Below are 16,212 nucleotides of genomic sequence, written 5' to 3' on the forward strand. Positions count from 1 at the left end.
GCCGCAAGGGTGCTTTTGAGACTCTGTCGTCCCAAATCGCGTGCCCTGGAACCGGGTTGGTGCGGGCGCGCCCCTCAGGAGGTGCGGGGCGGCAGCGGGAGCGGCAGCCCCGGCAGCCCGTCGAGGCTGGTCGCGACGTACGGCTTGCCCGCGCAGTAGTCGCTGAAGGACTCTTCGGTCTCCCGGGCGAAGCGCTGGGTGTGCAGCGGCCGTTCCTCCCGGAAGTCCATGGCGGGGACGGCGAATCCGCAGCTGTCGCTGATGCGTTCGGCGGTGACGACGATGACGGCGCGCAGGTCGGTCCGCTTGCGGATGTCGTCGGAGAAGTGCGGGAGGAGCTCGTCCCAGCGCGGGTCGTCGCGGAAGACGGGCTCGCCGCGCCCGTGCACCCGCACGACGGTGGGCGGCCCGGTGAAGGCGCACCACATCAGGGTGATGCGGCCGTTCTCCCGCAGGTGGGCGATGGTCTCGGCGCCGCTGCCCCCGAGGTCGGCGTAGGCGAAGGTGTGGTCGTCGAGGAGGGCGAAGGAACCGTCGAGGCCCTTGGGCGACACGTTGACGTGCCCGTCGCCGGACAGGGGCGCGGTGGCGGTGAAGAAGACCTTCTGCTCTTCGATGAAGGCGCGCAGGCGCCCGTCGATGCGTTCGTACGTCTTTCCCATGCCTGTGATTCTGCGGCGCCGGCCGGGCCCGCGCCGCACCTTTTCGGCCGCGGCCCGGCCGGCGGGCGGGCGGGTCAGCGCCGCCGGGGACGGCGCGGGCGCTCGTCCTCGCCGTCCCGGACGACGATGCCCAGCGCGGCGGCGAGCGCCGGGGCCAGGTCGAGCAGCTGGGCGCTGCCGATGACGGCGCCGCGCAGCGAGTCGTGGCCGTCGGCGAGGTCGAGACGGGTGGCGCCGCGCAGATCGGTGGCGTCGAGCTCGGCACGGCCGAGGCGCAGGCGCTCCAGGGCGGTGCCGGGGAAGGAGACGTCCCGCAGACGGGCGCCGCCGAGGTCGACGTCGCGCAGCACGCAGTCCTCGAAGACGACCTCGTGGAGCCGGGCGGCGCGCAGGTTGACGGAGTCGAACTTGCAGCGCCGGAAGACCACCCGCCGCAGCATCGCGCCGAAGGCCTCGACCCCGGCGAGCACGCAGGAGTCGGCGGTGACGTCCATCCAGTTCGTCTCGGCGGCCGAGGCGCCGACGAAGCGGTCGCCCTGCAGCCAGACCTCGTTGAAGCGCGCCCGGCGCAGGCTGCCGCCCTCCAGGACGGTGTCGGTGATCGCGCACTCGAGGAAGACGGCACCGCCGGCGTCCTGTTCGCCGAGGGTGAGGCCGTCGAAGTGGACGGTGTCGTAGCGCTCCTCGACGCCGAGCCCGGACCCGCCGAAGGGCTCCAGCGCCTGCGCGTACGGCAGCTCGGACAGGGACTGCGGTGCCTTGAAGGTCATGACGGCCACGCTAGTGGCCCCCTGTGACAGCGCCCTCCTTGATGAATATGAGCGATTTGTCCTGAATGTCTTGCTACGTTGCGTCCCATGACCGCCCCCGCCCCCGGGACCTCGCCGCCGGCCCTGGCCGTGCCCGCCGTCCCGCTGCCCCGGCGCCGGGGCGTCGAGCTGGCACTGCTGGTCGGCGCGGTGCTGATCCCGGTCTACGGCTACTGCGCCGTGGGCCTCGCGCACGACGACGCCGTGCCGCGGGGCGCGGCCGGCTACGGCGCGGCGCTCGGCGGCCTGGCGCTGGTGGCCCATCTCGCGGTGCGCCTGCGCGCCCCGTACGCCGACCCGCTGCTGCTGCCGATCGGGGTGCTGCTCAACGGCCTCGGCCTGGTCCTGATCTACCGCCTCGACCTGGAGACCCCCGACGCCGCCGCCCCGGCGCAGCTGATCTGGTCGGGGCTGGGCGTCGCCCTGTTCACCGCGGTCGTCCTGCTGCTGCGCGACTACCGCACCCTGGCCCGGTACGCGTACCTCGGTGTCGTGGCGGCCCTGGTGCTGATGATCGCGCCGAGCTGCTTCCCCGCCGTGAACGGCGCGCGGATCTGGATCCGGGTCGCGGGCCTGTCCCTCCAGCCCGGCGAGTTCGCGAAGGTGCTGCTGGCGGTGTTCTTCGCGGCGTACCTCGCGGACAACCGCGCCGCGCTCGCGTACGCCGGGCGGCGGGTCTGGCGGTTCCGCCGGCTGCAGCTGCCGACCGGCCGGGTGCTCGGCCCGGTGCTGGCCGTCTGGACGATCAGCCTCGGCGTGCTGGTCGTCGAACGCGACCTGGGGACCTCGCTGCTGTTCTTCGGCCTCTTCGTGATCCTGCTCTACGTCGCCTCCGGCCGCACCGGCTGGATCGCGATCGGGCTGGTGCTGTCGGCGGCCGGCGCCTTCCTCGTCGGCACCCTCGAACCGCACGTGCACTCCCGGGTGGCGGACTGGCTGCACCCCTTCGCCAGCATCGAGGCGGGCCAGGGGCCGGGCCAGCTGGCGCAGTCGCTGTTCGCGTTCTCCGCCGGGGGGCTGCTGGGCACCGGCCTGGGCGAGGGGCACTCGATCCTGATCGGCTTCGCGGCCAAGTCCGACTTCATCCTGGCCACGGCGGGCGAGGAGCTGGGCCTGACGGGGCTGACCGCGCTGTTCCTGCTGTACGGGCTGCTGGTGGCCCGGGGCTACCGGGCGGGGCTGGCGATCCGCGAGCCGTTCGGCAGGCTGCTGGCCGTGGGGCTGGCCTCGATCGTCGCGCTGCAGGTCTTCGTGATCGCCGGCGGGGTGACGGACCTGATCCCGCTGACCGGGCTGGCGATGCCGTTCCTGGCGCAGGGCGGCTCGTCGGTCGTCACCAACTGGGTGATCGTCGCCCTGCTGATCCTGCTCAGCGACACCGCTCGCCGTCCGCTGCCCGGTCCGGACACCGGCCGGACCGCCACCGGCGGGACGGACGCCGGGTGATCCCGTACGCCCGCCGGGCCGCGGCGCTGTGCCTGCTGCTTCTGGTCGCCCTGCTGGTGAACGCCCTCCGGATCCAGGTCGTGCGGGCCCCCGCGTACGACGCCGATCCCGCCAACCGGCGGGTGCCGATCGAGCGTTACGGGCAGCCCCGCGGCGACATCCTGGTCGGCAGCCGGCCCGTGACCGGTTCCCGGTCCACCGGCGCCCAGCTGGACTGGGTCCGCACCTACGCCGACGGCCCGCTCTACGCCCCGGTGACCGGCTTCTCCTCCCAGACGTACGGCACGGCCCTGCTGGAGGCCGCCGAGGACGACATCCTCTCCGGCTCCTCCCCCGGCCTGTCCGCGCTCCCGCTGTGGAACGCGATCAGCCGGCAGCCGCAGCACCCCGGCCACGTCCGCACCACCATCGACCCGGCCGTGCAGAAGGCCGCGTACAAGGCGCTGGGCGGCAAGAAGGGCGCGGTCGCCGCCCTCGACCCGGCGACCGGCCGGATCCTGGCGCTGGTCAGCACGCCCTCCTACGACCCGGGGACGATCGCCGGCACCGGCCCGGAGGCGCTCGGCGCATGGCGCAGGCTCGTCACGGCCGAGGACCAGCCGATGCTCAACCGGGCGCTGCGCCAGACGTATCCGCCGGGTTCGACCTTCAAGACGGTGACCGCGGTCGCGGCGCTGGTCTCCGGGGTGGTCACCGACGTCGACAGGCCCACCGACTCCCCGGACCCCTACCCCCTGCCGGGTTCCACGACGACGCTGGGCAACGAGTCGGCGTCCGCGGGATGCGAGGACGCGCCGCTGAGGTACGCGTACGTCGTCTCCTGCAACACCGTCTTCGGCAAGCTCGGCGACGACGTGGGCCTGCAGGCGATGCGCGAGACGGCCGAAGCCTTCGGCTTCAACGACCCCTCCATCGGGGTGCCCTCGCACCCCGCGGTGAGCGTCTTCGACCGCCGCATGGACCGGGCGCAGCTGGCGCTGTCGTCCATCGGCCAGTACGACACCCGGGCCACCCCGCTGCAGATGGCGATGGTCGCCGCGGCCGTGGCCAACGACGGCACGCTGATGTACCCGCACCTGGTGGACCGGACCACCGACGGCGCCGGGCTTCCGCTGGAGATCACCGGGCACCGGGCCTACCGGCAGGTCATGGACGCGGCCGTGGCGTTCGCGATGCAGGACATGATGGTCGCCGTGGTGCGGCACGGCACGGGCCGCAACGCCGCGCTCCCCGGCGCGCTGGTGGGCGGCAAGACGGGCACGGCGCAGCACGGCGAGGACAACCGCGGGAACCCGTTCGCCTGGTTCATCTCCTGGGCGAAGCCGAGCCGCGGGGCCCCGGCGGAGGTCGCCGTCGCCGTCGTCGTGGAGGACGCCGCCGCGGACCGCGCCGACATCAGCGGCGGCGGCAAGGCGGCGCCGGTCGCCCGCGCCGTGATGCGCGCGGTGCTGGGGCACTGACCCGGTGCCCGGCCCCGGTCAGTCCTGGGCGCCCAGCGCGATGGCCTCCTCGACCTCGGCGGCCCGCGCGGTCTCCTCCTCGGCGAAGCGCTCGGCGTCGAGCTTCTCGGCGATCTCCTCGTCCTGGGCCATCAGCAGGTCCAGGTCGGAGTCGCCCATCTCCAGGACGCCCATGTCGACGTAGGCGCGCTGCAGCCGCTCGCCCCACAGCCCGATGTCCTTCACGCACGGCACGATGCGGCTGAACAGGAGCTTGCGGAAGAGCTGCAGGTACTCCGAGCGCTCGCTCAGCTCCTCGGCCTCCTGCCGCGGGATGCCGAAGTCCTCCAGCACCTCGGCGCCGCGCAGCCGGTCGCGCATGAGGTAGCAGCCCTCGATGACGAACTCCTCGCGCTCGCGCAGTTCGGCGTCGGACAGCTGCTTGTAGTGGTCGCGCAGCGCCATCCGCCCGAAGGCGACGTGCCGGGCCTCGTCCTGCATGACGTAGGCGAGGATCTGCTTGGGCAGCGGCTTGTCGGTGGTGTCGCGGAGCATGCCGAAGGCGGCCAGCGCCAGCCCCTCGATGAGCACCTGCATGCCCAGGTAGGGCATGTCCCAGCGGGAGTCGCGCAGGGTGTCGCCGAGCAGTGCCTGCAGCGAGTCGTTGATCGGGTAGGTCATGCCGACCTTCTCGCGCAGGAAGCGGGAGTAGATCTCGGCGTGTCGGGCCTCGTCCATCGTCTGGGTCGCGGAGTAGAACTTGGCGTCGAGGTCGGGCGCCGACTCCACGATCCGGGCGGCGCAGACCATGGCGCCCTGCTCCCCGTGGAGGAACTGGCTGAACTGCCACGAGGCGTAGGCGCGGCGCATGTCGCGCTTGTTCCGCTCGGACATCTTGTCCCAGTAGTGCGTGCCGTAGACGGTCATGTTCTGGTCCGGCACGCCGAGCGGGTCGTACGGGTCGACCTCGATGTCCCAGTCGATACGGGTGACCGCGTCCCACTGCTTGTCCTTGCCCTTCTGGTAGAGGGCGAGCAGCCGGTCGCGCCCGTCGTCGTACTCCCAGGAGAAGCGGGCGGCTCCGGAGGCCGGGATCTCCCACAGGTTGTCCTGCGACGGCATTGGCGTCTCCTCCACTCTTGACGGGCTTGCTGACACACAGTCTCATAAGAGCATGACCGCTGGCACCCCTCTTGCAACGCGTGAGAAAGTGGCGGAGCGGCTGCTCGACGCCTCCGCGAAACACTCCTTCGACCCCGACACCGAGCTGGACTGGAAAGCCCCGTTCGAGGACGGCAAGTGGTTCTGGCCGCCCGAGTTGTGCTCCCTGTACGACACCCCGCTGTGGAAGCACATGTCCGAGGAGCAGCGGATCGAACTGAGCCGGCACGAGTCGGCGTCGCTCGCCTCGATCGGCATCTGGTTCGAGATCATCCTCATGCAGCTGCTGCTGCGGCACTCCTACGACCTGGACCCCACCAGCGGACACGTCCGCTACGCGCTGACCGAGATCGCCGACGAGTGCCGCCACTCGAAGATGTTCGCGCGGCTGGTGACCCGGCTCGGCACGCCCGTGTACAGGCCGTCGCGGCTGGACCACAACCTCGGCCGGGTGCTGAAGACGGTCTCCACCACACCCGGCTCCTTCACCGGCACCCTGCTCGCCGAGGAGATCCTCGACTGGATGCAGCGGCTGACCTTCCCGGACGAGCGCGTGCAGCCGCTGACCCGCGGCGTCACGCGCATCCACGTGGTCGAGGAGGCCCGGCACATCCGCTACGCCCGTGAGGAACTGCGCCGCCAGATGAGTTCGGCGCCGCGCTGGGAGATCGCCTTCACCCGGGTCTCCTCCGCCGAGGCCGCCCGGGTGATCGCCCGGTCGCTGATCAGCCCGCGGGTCTACGCCTCGGTGGGACTGGACCCCCGGTACGCCGCCGAGCTGGCCCGCACCAGCCCGCACCGCCGGGACGTGATGCGGCAGGCCGCGCGGAAGCTGATGGACTTCCTGGACGAGATCGGCATGTTCGAGGGCCCGGGCGTACGGCGCATGTGGCGCACCTCGGGGCTTCTCGGGTAGCCCGTCGCGCGGGCGGATACGCTGGCGTCCATGAACGGCCGTTCGACGCCGGCGCCCGCCGCTCCCGCCTACCGCCGGCTGAGCGTCGAGCAGCGCCGTACCCAGCTGCTCGCCGCCGCGGTGGACCTCTTCGGGCACCGCAGGCCCGAGGACGTCTCGGTCGACGACGTGGCCGCGGCCGCCGGGGTCTCCCGCCCCCTGGTCTACCGCTACTTCCCCGGCGGGAAGCAGCAGCTGTACGAGGCCGCCATGCGCAACGCCGCCGAGGAGCTGCGGGCCTGCTTCGTCGAGCCCGCGGAGGGCGAGATGACCCAGCGCCTGTCCAACGCGCTGGACCGCTACCTCGCCTACGTGGACGAGCACGACGCGGCGTACTCCGCGCTGCTGCGCGGCGGCAGCGTGGCCGAGACCAGCCGGACCGACGCCATCGTGGACGGCGTCCGGCGCAGCGCGGCCGAGCAGATCCTGATGCACCTGGGGGCCCCGCGCCCCGGGCCGCGGCTGGCGATGATGGTCCGCTCCTGGATCGCCAGCGTCGAGGCCGTCTCGCTGACCTGGCTGGACGAGGGCAAGCGGCCACCCGCCCAGGAGCTGCGGAGGTGGCTTGTGGACCACTTCATCGCGCTGCTGCTGGTCAGCTCCACCACCGACCAGCAGACCGCCGAGGTCGCGCTGGCCGCACTGGAGCGGGAGAGCGCCGGCAGCCCCGCCGGGGACCTGGCCCGCCGGGTGACCCCGCTGGCCCAGGCAGTCGCACATCTGCTCCCACCTGCCGTTTCCTGAACGTGGCCCCCTCCGTTGGGCCTACCCTGAGCCCGTGAGGCATGAGGACACGGAATTCGTCGGAGGGCCGCTGGACGGCCGCGTGCTGGGGGTGCTGACCGGCATCACCGGGCAGCCCCCGAAGGTGTACGAGGTACCGGTGCCGCAGGAGGACGGCGCACCCCCCGTCGTGCACGTCTATCATCGCGAGCCCAGTCCCGGCGCGCGTGCGCAGCGCCGCACGCGCTGGGTCTTCGTCTACGACCCGGAGGGGAACCGGCCGGAGAAGCCGCGCTGGCCCTGGTCGAAGCCGCGGGCCTGAGCCGCCGGGGCGGTCGCCCGGGCGGCCGCCCCCGAGGGGTGATCCGGGTGACCGGCCACGGGAATGGTCCGGACCATTGACAGAATTGGTCCAGACCTGTTTGCTGCGACTTGTCATGCACACTTCTTCCCGTCCCCGAAGGAGCGGCTTCCATGAGACACCTCGTCGCCGCGACGGCGACCCTCGCCTGCACCGCCGTCCTCGGCGGGCTGGTCGCCCTCGCCCCCACGGCGCACGCCGGTGAGTTCCTGGCCAACGGAGGCTTCGAGTCGGGCAACCTGTCCGGCTGGAGCTGCGATTCGGGCACCACCCAGGTGGTCACCGGACAGGCGAAGAGCGGCAGTCACGCCCTCGCCGGCAGCCCGGGCGGCACCGGGACCGCGCAGTGCAAGCAGACCGTCGGCGTCGCCCCCAACACGGCGTACACCTTCTCGGCGCAGGTCAAGGGGAGTTACGTCTACATCGGCGTGGACGGCGGCGCCGGCACCTGGACACCGGGCACCGGCGGCGCCTACCAGCAGCTCAACGTGAGCTTCACGACCGGCCCGAACCAGACCAGCGCGACGGTCTACGTCCACGGCTGGTACGCGCAGCCCACGTACTACGCCGACGACCTGTCGCTGACCGGCCCCGGCGGCCCCATGCCCAGCCCGACCCCAACCGATCCGACACCGACGCCGACGCCGACCGACCCGACGCCGACCCCCACCCCGACCGATCCGGCGCCGTCCTCCCACGCCCTGGTCGGCTACCTGCACTCCAGCTTCGCCAACGGCTCCGGCTACGTCCGCATGGCCGACGTCCCGGCGAGCTGGGACTACATCGACCTCGCCTTCGGCGAACCGACCTCCACCACCTCCGGTGACATCCGCTTCGACCGCTGCCCGGTCGCCGAGTGCCCCGACGTCGAGTCCGACGCGGACTTCAGGGCCGCGATCAGGGCCAAGCAGGCGCAGGGCAAGAAGGTACTGATCTCCATCGGCGGCCAGAACGGCCAGGTCCAGCTGACCACCGCCGCCGCCCGTGACGCCTTCGTCGGTTCCGTCAGCAGGATCATCGACACCTGGGGACTGGACGGCCTGGACATCGACTTCGAGGGCCACTCGCTCTCACTCAACGCCGGTGACACCGACTTCCGGAACCCGACCACCCCGGTCGTGGTCAACCTGATCTCCGCGCTGAGGACCCTCAAGGCCAAGTACGGCGGCGGCTTCGTGCTGACCATGGCCCCCGAGACCTTCTTCGTCCAGCTCGGGTACCAGTTCTACGGCCCGGGCCCGAACGGCGCCCAGGACCCGCGGGCCGGCGCGTACCTCCCGGTGATCCACGCCCTGCGCGCGGACCTGACGCTCCTCCACGTCCAGGACTACAACTCCGGGCCGATCATGGGACTGGACAACCAGTACCACCAGATGGGCGGCGCCGACTTCCACGTCGCCATGACCGACATGCTGCTGACCGGCTTCCCGGTCGCGGGCAACACCTCCCGGGTGTTCCCGCCGCTCTCCCCCTCGCAGGTCGCCATCGGCCTGCCCGCCGGCAGCAACGCCGGCAACGGCTGGACCACCCCGGCCGAGGTGAACAAGGCGCTGGACTGCCTCACCAGGAAGGTCAACTGCGGCGGCTACGCCACCCACGGCACCTGGCCCGCGCTGCGCGGCCTGATGGCCTGGTCGGTGAACTGGGACAAGTTCGGCAACTGGGAATTCCAGCGGAACTTCGACGGCTATTTCGGCTGACGCCGGACGAACGGGTGGCTCCACGTCCGGTGGAGCCCCTTGTTCCGGCCCGTCCCTCTGTCGCAGCCGACCCGATCATGTAAGGATCTACCCGCAGGTATAGGCCGGACAGGCGGAGGTGACGGGATGTCAGCAGCATACCGACCCAAGGAGTGGGTGCGCAGGGCACTCGTCTGCGGGGCGCTGCTGGCCGCCGCGGCCCTGGGGATTCCCGCCCAGGCCCATGCCGCCCCCGACGACCCGGTGCCGGACAACCGGACGCTCGTCGTGCTGCTGGAGCAGCTGCAGGACCTCTACCTCAAGGCCGAACAGGCCACCGAGACCTACGACCAGGCCAAGGCCGAACTCGAGGAGAACCAGAGCAAGGCCGACCGCCTCGACCACCAGCTCGCCGAGGAGCGCACCGCGCTCAGCGACGCCCGCGCCCTGGCCGGGCAGCTGGCCCGGGAGCAGTACAAGTCCGGCGGCGTCTCCCCGTACCTCAACCTGCTGCTCAGCAACAACCCGCAGGACGCCTTCACCCAGGGGCACATGCTCGACCGCGCCGCGGGCAGCCAGGCCGAGCTCGTCGCCCAGCTGGAGAACGGCGAGAAGCGGATCGCCGCGCTCAACCGGGCCCAGCAGCACGCGCTGGACGGCTCGGAGCAGCTGGAGGAGCAGCAGCACAAGGCCAAGGAGGAGGTCGAGCGGCAGCTCGCCGACGTCGAGCGGATCCTCGCCGGCCTGACCGGCACCCAGATCGAGGACCTCCAGAAGCTGGAACAGCAGGGCATCGACCAGGCGCAGGCGGCCTTCCTGCGCTCGGGCAGGCTCGGCAGCGTGGCGCTCACGCCGTCGAAGGCCGGCAACAGGGCACTGAGCTTCGCCTACGCCCAGCTCGGCAAGCCCTACGTGTGGGGCGCCGAGGGCCCGAAGGCGTACGACTGCTCGGGCCTGACCTCGCGGGCCTGGGAGCACGCGGGCACCACCATCCCGCGTACCAGCCAGGAGCAGTGGAAGCAGCTGCCGCACGTCCCGCTGAACCTGCTGCGCCCCGGTGACCTTGTGGTCTACTTCCCCGGCGCGACCCACGTGGCGATGTACATCGGCAACGGCATGGTCATCCAGGCCCCGCGCCCGGGCGGCGTCGTCAAGATCTCCCCGATCGCGGCCAACCCGGTCCTGGGAGCCGTCCGGCCGGACTCCGACGACCCGTCGATGAAGCACTACGTCTCCCCGGTCGCCCCCAAGTCGGCCCACGACCCGACCCCGCTCGGCACCGCCTCGCGCTCCTGAAGCCGCGGCGCCCCGCACGGGCCGGCGCCCGCCCCGGTGTGACCGGGGTCTCGCCCCCATCGGACAGACCTGTCTGTTAGTTTTGCGGCGAGGGGCCCGCCGGGCCCCGGCGAGGATCACGGTGAGCACCATGCCCACGACGGCGAAGCGTCCCCCGGCGCGCGAGCGCATACTGACCACGGCCGAGGCGCTGTTCGCCGCCCACGGCCTGCGCGGTGTGGGCGTCGACCGGATCATCGCCGAGTCGGGCGTGGCCAAGTCCACCCTGTACGTGCACTTCCCCTCCAAGGACGAGCTGGCCGCCGCGTACCTGCGCAGGGTCGACGACTCCTGGCGGGGCAGGCTGCGGGCCGCCGCGCTGGCGGCGGGGGACGATCCCCGCGAGCAGCTGGTCGGCCTGTTCGACGCGGTCTCGGCCTCGTACGAGCGCCACGGCTTCCACGGCTGCCCCTTCATCAACGCCGCCGCGGAGAGCGAGCCGGGCAGCCTGCCGCACGAGGTGACCGTGGCGCACAAGCGGACCGTACGGGCGTGGGTGCGCGGACTGGCCGAGGCGGCCGGCGCCGCGGACCCCGACGGGCTCGCGCTGCAACTGACCCTGCTCGTGGACGGCACGCTGGCCGCGGGCAAGCTCGAACAGGATCCGGCGATGCCGGCCGCCGCCAGGGCCGCGGCACGCGCCGTGGTCGAGCGGGCCTGCCCGCCCACCGCCTGATCCCGGCCCCGCCCTTGTCCGCACCACGGCGACGAGGGCGTTCCTTCGACCCGAATCAAACAGACCTGTCTGTTCGAGAGGACATCCCATGACCTCCTCCCGCCCCCCGGTGGACCCCACGATGCGCGCGGTCCTGCTGGAAGAGTTCGGCAGCCCCCTCGTCCTCGGCGCGATCCGCACCCCAGTGCCCGGCCCCGGCCAGGTGCTGGTCCGGATCGCGGCCTCCGGGGTGAACCCCCTGGACACCAAGATCAGCGCGGGGAAGGCGGCCCATGCCCGGACCCGGCCGCCCGCCGTGCTCGGCCTGGACCTGGCCGGGGTGGTCGAGGAGACCGGGGCGGACGTCACGGGCTTCGCGCCCGGGGACGAGGTCTTCGGCCTGACCGGCGGGGTCGGCGACCTGCAGGGGTCGCTGGCCGAGTACGCGGCCGTGGACGCCCGGCTGCTGGCCCGCAAACCCGGCGCGCTGACGATGCGTCAGGCAGCCGCGCTCCCGCTGGTCTTCATCACCGCCTGGGAGGGCCTGGTGGACCGGGCGGGCGTGCACGAGGGGCAGAAGGTGCTCGTCCACGGCGGCGCAGGCGGCATCGGGCACGTGGCCGTCCAGCTTGCCCGGGCCCGGGGCGCGGAGGTCTTCGCCACCGGCTCGCCGCGGAGCCTGGAGACCATCGCCGGTCTCGGGGCGACCCCCATCGACCGCACCACCACCCCGGTCGACGCCTACGTCGCCGAGCACACCGGCGGCGAGGGCTTCGACGTCGTCTTCGACACCGTCGGCGGGGAGACGCTCGACGCCTCCTTCACCGCGGTGCGCACCTACACCGGGCACGTGGTGAGCGCCCTCGGCTGGGGCACCCACAGCCTCGCACCGCTGTCCTTCCGCGGGGCCGGCTACTCCGGGGTCTTCACGCTGCTGCCGATGCTCACCGGCCGCGGGCGCGAGCACCACGGCGAGATCCTGCGCGAGGCGGCCGCCCTCGCGGAGGCGGGGGCCCTGCGGCCGCTGGTCGACCCGCGCCGCTTCACCCTGGCCACGGCCGCCGAGGCGCACGGCGTGGTCGAGCGCGGCGAGGGCCGGGGCAAGGTCGTCGTCGACGTCGCCGGGTGAGGGCGCCCGGCGGGTGGGTGGTTCGGCCGTCTCGCGCCCTTGGGGTGCAAAGCTGCGGGCTGCGGAGGGCGCGAGACTGACCCGCACGAACCCACCGGCGGCACCGCCCAGCCGGCCGCCCCGTCAGCGGCGGTAGCAGTACGAGTCCGAGGAGGCGTCGCCGCCCTCCAGGCGGGTCTGGTGCACCCGCAGTCCCCCGAAGTCGGCGCCGTGCGGGAAGAAGCCGCCGTCGACGCCGAGCCCGCCGCCCGAGGTGTCGGCGTCGAGCTTCACCATCCACGGGTCGATGCCCTCCGGGTAGAACTGCTCGTCCCAGGCTGCGTACAGGGAGTTCGTCACGTACACGCGCCGTCCGTCGCGGCTGAGCTCGACCATCTGCGATCCGCCGCTCAGCGGGACGTCCGGCTCCGCGGGATGGGTCCCCCGGCCGGCGATGCCGCCCAGCCGCACGGACGCGGTGAGGCTCGGCCGGAGGGGGTCGCGCACGTCGTACTGGAGGAGGTCGCCCGTCCCCCACGCGGACACGTACAGCCACCGGTCGTCCACCGACAGGTCGATGTCGGTGATCAGCGGGGGTACGGCGCCGAACGGCCGCAGCGCCGGGGGCAGGTCCTCCGCCCGGGCGGGCTCGGCGGGCAGGGTGATCACCTTGCGGACCGTGAACTCCGCGCCCTCCCGGGTCCACAGCCACACCGAGGCCGACAGGTCCTCGACGTCGACGACGGTGTTCACGAACCCCCAGGTCGCCTCGGGGTCGTGGGAGGGACGCAGCTCAAGCACCATCTGGTTCTCGTCCCCCAGGTCGACGCGCTGCAGGTGCCGGCCGGTCTCAAGATCCCAGAAGTGCACCGCGTGCCCGTAGCGGCGGTCCAGCAGCAGTTCGGGGACGAGTCCGTCCTCGATCATCGAGGGGCTGCCCCACTCGCTGGTCACGGCGATGTTCTGCCGCAGGTGCCACCAGACGTCGTAGGCGAGCCGCTGCGGTCCGCGCTCGGTCTCCCAGGCGCGCAGCACGTCGAAGGTCTCGTGGTCCAGCAGCGCGACACCGCCGGGCCCGTCCTCGCCGTCCGCCCCGTCGGCGCCGCCCAGGCAGGACAGGAAGACCCCGTCGGGGCCGCAGTGGAGGGTGTGCGGCCGCGAGTACCCGGCCCTGGCGGCCAGTTCCCCGGCCTCGACCACCTTGACCAGGCGCGGGCGGGCCGGATCGGGACCGGTGTCGAGGACGTGCAGCCGGGAGGAACGCAGTCCCGGGGACGATGAGGTAGCGCCGCGCGGCGTGGTGGTGGCCGGGGTGGGCCAGCGCGCTCGAGCAGGCGTTCCAGCCGAAGTGGTGCAGTTCGTTGCCCCGGTCGGGCAGCTCGACCTGGGCGGCCACCTGGCCGTAGGCCGGGGACCCCGGGTCGGTGACGACGGTGAACAGCGCGTCCGGGCGCTCGCCCGCCGGGTCGAACCCGGCGACGTAGGCGAGCCGCTCCGGTGGCGCGGCGACCGCGTCCGCCGGGGTGCGGTACAGGGTGGGGTCCAGGTGGCCGTCGCGGTCGTGCTCCGTCGTCGTCATGGCCGTTCCCTCTCCCGTACGGGAGCCCGGGCCAGGGGCCTTGTGCGGCGAACGGCCGGACCCACCCGTACGGGATCCATGTGCGGAAGCCGGACAGATGTCCCGTACGACGAGCGTTTCACAGCCCCGCGGACCCTGCCAGGGCGGAACCGCGAACACCGGGGGCGCGCGCCCCGGCGGCGGGACGCGGCGGCGGCACGCGGGCGACGGTGGACCGGAGAGCGCCACCGCGGACCCGGCGCCGAGGGAGACGGCGGGCGCCGCGCTCTACGTTCCGGCAGGGGCGCTGTGCATCGCCGTGGTGCTGCGGACGCGCCTGCGGGGCTGAGACCGGCGGGCCGTCCGGCGTTGCGGCGCCGGCGGTGTGCACCGCCGGCGCCGCGGAGGCTTCAGGCCCCGGCAACCGAGGCCAGGTAGGCGCCCGCCGCCTCCGGGTCGTAGAAGTACGACTCGTAGTCCGACGGGTCGTCGAAGCCGTTGGCGAAGCGGTTCGCCACGGCCGGCAGCTGCCCGGCGGCGCCGATCAGGCCCAGGACGTGCTCCGGCGGCGGGCCGAGCAGGGCGTTGGTCCACTTGGTCACCGGCTCGGCGGTGGCCCAGAAGCGGGCGAAGGCGGACTCCATCCAGTCCCGGTCGAAGGGCTTGTCGCCCTGCTCGACGATGGCGTCGAGATAGGCGGCCGCGCACTTGGAGGCGCTGTTGGAGCCCTGACCGGTGATCGGGTCGTTGGCCACGACGACGTCGGCGACGCCCAGCACCAGCCCGCCGGACGGCAGTTCCGCGACGGGGTGCCGGACGACCGGGGCGAACCGCCCGGACAGGGTGCCGCCGGCGTCCGTCAGCTCGACCCCGCGGGCGCGGTCGTACTCCCAGGGAAGATGGCGTTCCATCAGCTCCAGGGTGATGCGCAGGTGTTCCTGCGGGTCCTTCACGCCGTTGAAGACGTCGAGCGGACCGCCCGGCAGCCCCTCCCAGAAGAGGATGTCGCAGGGGCCCGAGGTGGTGTACGCCGGAATCACGATCAGCTCGCCGGCGCCGGGAACCATGTTGAGCCGCACCGCGTGGAAGTCGGGGTGCTCCGGACGCGGGGCGAGGCCGTGCACATAGGCGACGGCCAGCGAACGCTGCGGGCTGCCGTACGGGGAACGCTCGGCGCTCCGGCCGAACAGGGAGACCAGTTCGCCCTTGCCCGCCGCGACCATCACCAGGTCGTAGGCGCGGGCGAAGTAGTCCAGGTCCCCGACGGTCACGCCGTGGACGACCAGCTTGCCGCCGCGCTCGACGAAGGTCTCCAGCCAGCCGGCCATCTTCACCCGCTGGTCGACGGACTGCGCGTACGCGTCGAGCCGTCCCACCCAGTCGATGGGCCTCGATCCGTCGGGGGCGGCGACGGAGACGCCCAGACCCTCGATCCGGGGGCTCTGGTCCTCCCAGAAGTTGACGCCGAGGTCGCGCTCGTGCGCCAGCGCCGTGCCGAACATGCACTGGGTGGACATGACACGCCCCTGGCGTATCTCGTCCGCCGTGCGGTTGGACATGACGGTGACCTCGTATCCCCGGGACTGCAGGCCCAGGGCCAGTTGGAGACCGGACTGGCCGGCTCCCACGATCAGTATCTTGCGCAAGGCGGCATGCTCTCTCGTGCGGTCGGCTTGGGTGCGTCCGGCGGGCGTCCCCACGACTCCGCCGGGAGACTGCTACTCCGGCTGGGCGACGAGTGCCTGCTTGACCAGCGCCAGCAGCACCTGGATCACCGACTGGCGGTCACGGGCGTCGCATATCGCCACCGGTACCTCGTCCGGCACGGCGAGCGCCTCGCGGACGTCGATCTCCTCGTAGGCGGTGGTGCCCTCGAAGTGGTTGACCGCCACGGCGTAGGGCAGGCCGCTGCTCTCGAAGTAGTCCAGCGCCGGGAAGGCGTCGGCCAGCCGGCGGGTGTCGGCGAGGACGACCGCGCCGATCGCGCCGCGCACCAGGTCGTCCCACATGAACCAGAAGCGCTGCTGGCCGGGGGTGCCGAACAGGTAGAGCACCAGTTCCCGGTCGAGCGTGATGCGGCCGAAGTCCATCGCCACCGTGGTGGTGGTCTTGTCCGGGGTGGAACCGAGATCGTCGATGTCCTCGCTGGCCCGGGTCATCACCGCCTCGGTGGTGAGCGGTGTGATCTCCGAGACCGCGCCGACGAAAGTGGTCTTGCCCACGCCGAATCCGCCCGCGACCACGATCTTGGTCGAGGTGGGGGCGTGGCTCACGTCCAGTTGCCACTCCTGCAGGCCGTCCTCTTCCGCGAGGGACGACAT

General features: G+C 72.5%; 15 protein-coding genes and 1 pseudogene. 9 read left to right on the forward strand and 7 right to left on the reverse strand.

What is annotated here, in order from left to right:
• Nucleotides 1-74 precede the first annotated feature (74 nt).
• A complete protein-coding gene (locus OIE69_RS14945; protein ID WP_326572439.1) occupies nucleotides 75-662 on the reverse strand; it encodes a pyridoxamine 5'-phosphate oxidase family protein in 588 nt (195 codons plus the stop codon).
• A 74-nt stretch (nucleotides 663-736) separates the two neighbouring features.
• Nucleotides 737-1,432: a pentapeptide repeat-containing protein gene (locus OIE69_RS14950; protein WP_326572440.1), complete on the reverse strand. Its 696-nt coding sequence runs from the start codon at nucleotides 1,430-1,432 to the stop codon at nucleotides 737-739.
• Between the two features lie 87 nt (nucleotides 1,433-1,519).
• Between OIE69_RS14950 and OIE69_RS14955 the strand changes: the two genes are divergently transcribed.
• On the forward strand, nucleotides 1,520-2,917 hold the full coding sequence (locus OIE69_RS14955) for an FtsW/RodA/SpoVE family cell cycle protein (RefSeq protein ID WP_326572441.1): 1,398 nt from the start codon (nucleotides 1,520-1,522) through the stop codon (nucleotides 2,915-2,917).
• Nucleotides 2,914-4,377, forward strand: a complete 1,464-nt coding sequence (locus OIE69_RS14960; RefSeq protein ID WP_326572442.1) for a penicillin-binding transpeptidase domain-containing protein — start codon at nucleotides 2,914-2,916, stop codon at nucleotides 4,375-4,377. The genes OIE69_RS14955 and OIE69_RS14960 overlap by 4 nt, the downstream gene beginning before the upstream one ends.
• 18 nt (nucleotides 4,378-4,395) lie before the next feature.
• On the opposite strand, the gene OIE69_RS14965 is transcribed toward OIE69_RS14960, so the two are convergent.
• A complete protein-coding gene (locus tag OIE69_RS14965; protein WP_326572443.1) occupies nucleotides 4,396-5,478 on the reverse strand; it encodes a ferritin-like domain-containing protein in 1,083 nt (360 codons plus the stop codon).
• 52 nt (nucleotides 5,479-5,530) lie between these two features.
• Here OIE69_RS14965 and OIE69_RS14970 point away from each other — a divergent pair, with 52 nt between their 5' ends.
• The 7 genes from OIE69_RS14970 (at nucleotide 5,531) to OIE69_RS15000 (ending at nucleotide 12,354) form a co-directional block, all read left to right on the forward strand.
• Entirely contained in the window at nucleotides 5,531-6,433 is a 903-nt protein-coding gene (locus tag OIE69_RS14970) for an AurF N-oxygenase family protein (protein ID WP_326572444.1), read from the forward strand.
• 30 nt (nucleotides 6,434-6,463) lie between these two features.
• Complete coding sequence (locus OIE69_RS14975) at nucleotides 6,464-7,216, forward strand: TetR/AcrR family transcriptional regulator (RefSeq protein WP_326572445.1); 753 nt, start codon at nucleotides 6,464-6,466, stop codon at nucleotides 7,214-7,216.
• A 34-nt stretch (nucleotides 7,217-7,250) separates the two neighbouring features.
• A complete protein-coding gene (locus OIE69_RS14980; protein WP_018563602.1) occupies nucleotides 7,251-7,517 on the forward strand; it encodes a class III extradiol ring-cleavage dioxygenase family protein in 267 nt (88 codons plus the stop codon).
• A gap of 152 nt (nucleotides 7,518-7,669) precedes the next feature.
• Nucleotides 7,670-9,256, forward strand: a complete 1,587-nt coding sequence (locus tag OIE69_RS14985) for a chitinase (protein WP_326572446.1) — start codon at nucleotides 7,670-7,672, stop codon at nucleotides 9,254-9,256.
• Between the two features lie 126 nt (nucleotides 9,257-9,382).
• Nucleotides 9,383-10,531, forward strand: a complete 1,149-nt coding sequence (locus tag OIE69_RS14990; protein ID WP_326572447.1) for a C40 family peptidase — start codon at nucleotides 9,383-9,385, stop codon at nucleotides 10,529-10,531.
• Nucleotides 10,532-10,661: 130 nt separating this feature from the next.
• A complete protein-coding gene (locus tag OIE69_RS14995) occupies nucleotides 10,662-11,246 on the forward strand; it encodes a TetR/AcrR family transcriptional regulator (RefSeq protein WP_326572448.1) in 585 nt (194 codons plus the stop codon).
• A gap of 88 nt (nucleotides 11,247-11,334) precedes the next feature.
• On the forward strand, nucleotides 11,335-12,354 hold the full coding sequence (locus tag OIE69_RS15000) for a zinc-dependent alcohol dehydrogenase family protein (RefSeq protein ID WP_326572449.1): 1,020 nt from the start codon (nucleotides 11,335-11,337) through the stop codon (nucleotides 12,352-12,354).
• Between the two features lie 123 nt (nucleotides 12,355-12,477).
• On the opposite strand, the gene OIE69_RS15005 is transcribed toward OIE69_RS15000, so the two are convergent.
• The 4 genes and pseudogenes from OIE69_RS15005 to OIE69_RS15020 form a co-directional block, all read right to left on the reverse strand.
• The gene (locus OIE69_RS15005; RefSeq protein ID WP_326581162.1) at nucleotides 12,478-13,599 is read right to left on the reverse strand and encodes a selenium-binding protein SBP56-related protein; all 1,122 of its coding nucleotides are present in this window, start codon (nucleotides 13,597-13,599) and stop codon (nucleotides 12,478-12,480) included.
• Between the two features lie 58 nt (nucleotides 13,600-13,657).
• Nucleotides 13,658-13,912: pseudogene (locus OIE69_RS15010) on the reverse strand (selenium-binding protein SBP56-related protein); the annotation flags it as partial.
• A 389-nt stretch (nucleotides 13,913-14,301) separates the two neighbouring features.
• A complete protein-coding gene (locus OIE69_RS15015; protein WP_326572450.1) occupies nucleotides 14,302-15,537 on the reverse strand; it encodes a styrene monooxygenase/indole monooxygenase family protein in 1,236 nt (411 codons plus the stop codon).
• A gap of 72 nt (nucleotides 15,538-15,609) precedes the next feature.
• Complete coding sequence (locus OIE69_RS15020) at nucleotides 15,610-16,212, reverse strand: GTP-binding protein (protein ID WP_326572451.1); 603 nt, start codon at nucleotides 16,210-16,212, stop codon at nucleotides 15,610-15,612.

Origin of the sequence: Actinacidiphila glaucinigra, assembly GCF_035918135.1 — a bacterium.
GTDB classification, from domain to species: domain Bacteria; phylum Actinomycetota; class Actinomycetes; order Streptomycetales; family Streptomycetaceae; genus Actinacidiphila; species Actinacidiphila glaucinigra.

Coding starts and splice junctions, on each gene's coding strand:
- OIE69_RS14965 (WP_326572443.1), bottom strand. CDS start 5,478: ATGCCGTCGCAGGACAACCTGTGGGAGATCCCGGCCTCCGGAGCCGCC.
- OIE69_RS14990 (WP_326572447.1), top strand. CDS start 9,383: ATGTCAGCAGCATACCGACCCAAGGAGTGGGTGCGCAGGGCACTCGTC.
- OIE69_RS14970 (WP_326572444.1), top strand. CDS start 5,531: ATGACCGCTGGCACCCCTCTTGCAACGCGTGAGAAAGTGGCGGAGCGG.
- OIE69_RS14945 (WP_326572439.1), bottom strand. CDS start 662: ATGGGAAAGACGTACGAACGCATCGACGGGCGCCTGCGCGCCTTCATC.
- OIE69_RS15020 (WP_326572451.1), bottom strand. CDS start 16,212: ATGTCGTCCCTCGCGGAAGAGGACGGCCTGCAGGAGTGGCAACTGGAC.
- OIE69_RS14955 (WP_326572441.1), top strand. CDS start 1,520: ATGACCGCCCCCGCCCCCGGGACCTCGCCGCCGGCCCTGGCCGTGCCC.
- OIE69_RS14985 (WP_326572446.1), top strand. CDS start 7,670: ATGAGACACCTCGTCGCCGCGACGGCGACCCTCGCCTGCACCGCCGTC.
- OIE69_RS15000 (WP_326572449.1), top strand. CDS start 11,335: ATGACCTCCTCCCGCCCCCCGGTGGACCCCACGATGCGCGCGGTCCTG.
- OIE69_RS14975 (WP_326572445.1), top strand. CDS start 6,464: ATGAACGGCCGTTCGACGCCGGCGCCCGCCGCTCCCGCCTACCGCCGG.
- OIE69_RS14950 (WP_326572440.1), bottom strand. CDS start 1,432: ATGACCTTCAAGGCACCGCAGTCCCTGTCCGAGCTGCCGTACGCGCAG.
- OIE69_RS14995 (WP_326572448.1), top strand. CDS start 10,662: ATGCCCACGACGGCGAAGCGTCCCCCGGCGCGCGAGCGCATACTGACC.